Origin of the sequence: Pseudomonas sp. RL_105y_Pfl2_101 (assembly GCF_963970585.1) — a bacterium.
Lineage (GTDB): Bacteria > Pseudomonadota > Gammaproteobacteria > Pseudomonadales > Pseudomonadaceae > Aquipseudomonas.
The window spans coordinates 1-2,016 of sequence record NZ_CAXAPG010000105.1; the positions used below are offsets into that span (position 1 = coordinate 1).

At 56.6% G+C, this 2,016-nt stretch carries 2 protein-coding genes; both read left to right on the forward strand.

All coding sequences use genetic code 11. The annotated features are described in order from the left end of the window. Positions 1 to 464 (forward strand): phospholipase D-like domain-containing protein (locus AACY31_RS28580; protein WP_339505623.1); only part of this gene is annotated, 464 nt, incomplete at its 5' end. Continuing rightward, the gene (locus AACY31_RS28585; protein WP_339505624.1) at positions 464 to 1,717 is read left to right on the forward strand and encodes an SEL1-like repeat protein; all 1,254 of its coding nucleotides are present in this window, start codon (positions 464 to 466) and stop codon (positions 1,715 to 1,717) included. The genes AACY31_RS28580 and AACY31_RS28585, both read left to right, overlap by 1 nt. Positions 1,718 to 2,016 lie beyond the last annotated feature (299 nt).

Genomic DNA, 2,016 nt, shown 5'->3' on the forward strand with positions numbered 1-2,016 from the left:
AGGCTCGATGGAAGGCCGAGTTTGAACGCAAGAAACAAAAGATCCTGGACAGCACCGTTGTGCCCGAGGAAATACCTGGCTTGAAGGTGCACATATGCTCGCTGGTCGCCCCCGATTCACCGGCGGGCAAACCCTGGATGCCGGTGTATATCCACTCCAAGTTGATGATCATCAACGACGTGTTCACCACCCTGGGCTCGGCCAATATCAACACCCGCAGCATGCAGGTGGACAGCGAACTGAACATTGCCCATGAGTGGATGAGCGTGACCCAGGCGTTGCGGCGGCGGTTGTGGGATCTGCATACGGGTCAGAGGGGGTCGCAGGATGATGAGAAGGATGCGTTTAAGGCTTGGCAGGACATCACCGACAAGAACAAACGTCTCCAAAAAAATAAGGCAAAGCCCGACGCTTCACTCGTCGAGTTCTATTACGACAAGGCCATCCTGAAGGATCTCGACTGATGCGCCTGTTCCTCCTATTGCCCTGCCTGCTGCTGGTTGCTTGCGGCAGCGATGGTAGTTTTTATTTCCCCAAGAAGGATCCTTCCGTGAAGCCTTTAACTGAAATCAAGGCCAAGCTGGCCTTCACCTGCAAACACGAAACGATCCCTGCACCGTCAGCCGAGAGTGATGTGCTGTTTCAGTACGGGCGCTGGTTGCAAAAAAACAACCAGCTCAAGCAGGACAGAACCGTTGATACCGAGATTGAACGGTTGTATCGCATCGCGGCCGAGAACGGACATTTCAAGGCCAATATCAATCTGCAAAACGGCGCGATGCGGGGGCATTTCGAGCTGAGTGGCGCCCAGCACCTGCGTATGAGTCAACAATTAATCGATGCAGGCGTGGCGACAGGTTACTACTTCGTCGGGATTTTCCTGCAGCAGGGCTCGGCGGGACTGCATCAGGACCCCGAGATGTCGTTGCGTTATTTCCGCAAAGCAGCTGATCAGGGCAGTGCCCAGGCCCAGTATCTTGTGGGAGATAAACTTGATCCAATTGACGTTGCGCCGGAAATAGCGACACAAATGTATCATTGCGCTACTGAGCAAGGTCAAGGTAAAGCGGCTGTTGCGTTGGGCATTGATCATCAGCACAAGGGACAATACCGACAGGCGCTTGAGGTACTTCAGATGGGAACCGCAGCCGGTAACGAGAACGCTGCCGGCCGTCTGGAAGAGGCATTTCGCGCTCCGCCCATCACCAATGAGCTGTATTACCTCGGGCAACAAGAAGACCTCGAACGCGCTGAGCGCTACAAAAAAATCTGGCAAATCCTGGCGAACTACTCCTACGCCAACCCCACAGTCCCGGAAATTAACGACATCCTCCCCTTGCCACCCGCCGAACTACCTGAATGGGACGGCAAACTCCAATGGCTCGAAGCCCGCCTGGCCAACGTCCCGCCGCAAAAACCCAGCGAGGCGCTGATCCGCGAGCTGGCCGAGGCCAAGGGTCTCGAACCCGCCACCGGCAAACCCACGCCCGATTCACCCGCCTTCATCAGGGCTGAGCAACCCTCGACAACCTGCCAAAGCGGCCAGGCCTGTACGCAAACCGGCTACTGGATCGCCGCCGGGTACGCTGTCATCCGCCGCTTCGAAGAGGGCCAGGCCCTGCCGACGCTGAACGTGCGTCATCGTGAGTACCGATTCCTGCTCCCTGACCGGGTGACAGTCGGCCCAGAAAAGGTGGATTGGATATTTTACGGATGAGCTATCGACTGCTGTTTATGGGGATCAGGCGTGAAAGGCATCAGCCGACTGGGCCAGGTCGAATCCGTGCGCTATACGCCGTCCTGACGAATGCCCCCAACCATAACAAGGAAGAGACAGAGCAATGATGCAACCCAACATCGTGGTCCCCATTTGCCTACGGCACACCAATGAAGCCGTTTGCACACCGCCGTGGTACGTCCACAACACGGAATACCATCCCGTGGCGGCCGGCTATCAACCGCTGGTCAATGGCGAGGAAACCTTCACAGCTGTGCATCACGCCATCGCCCAGGCTC

Bases quoted from the DNA above. Each gene is read 5' to 3' on its own strand.
- AACY31_RS28585 (WP_339505624.1), top strand. From the start codon at position 464: ATGCGCCTGTTCCTCCTATTGCCCTGCCTGCTGCTGGTTGCTTGCGGC.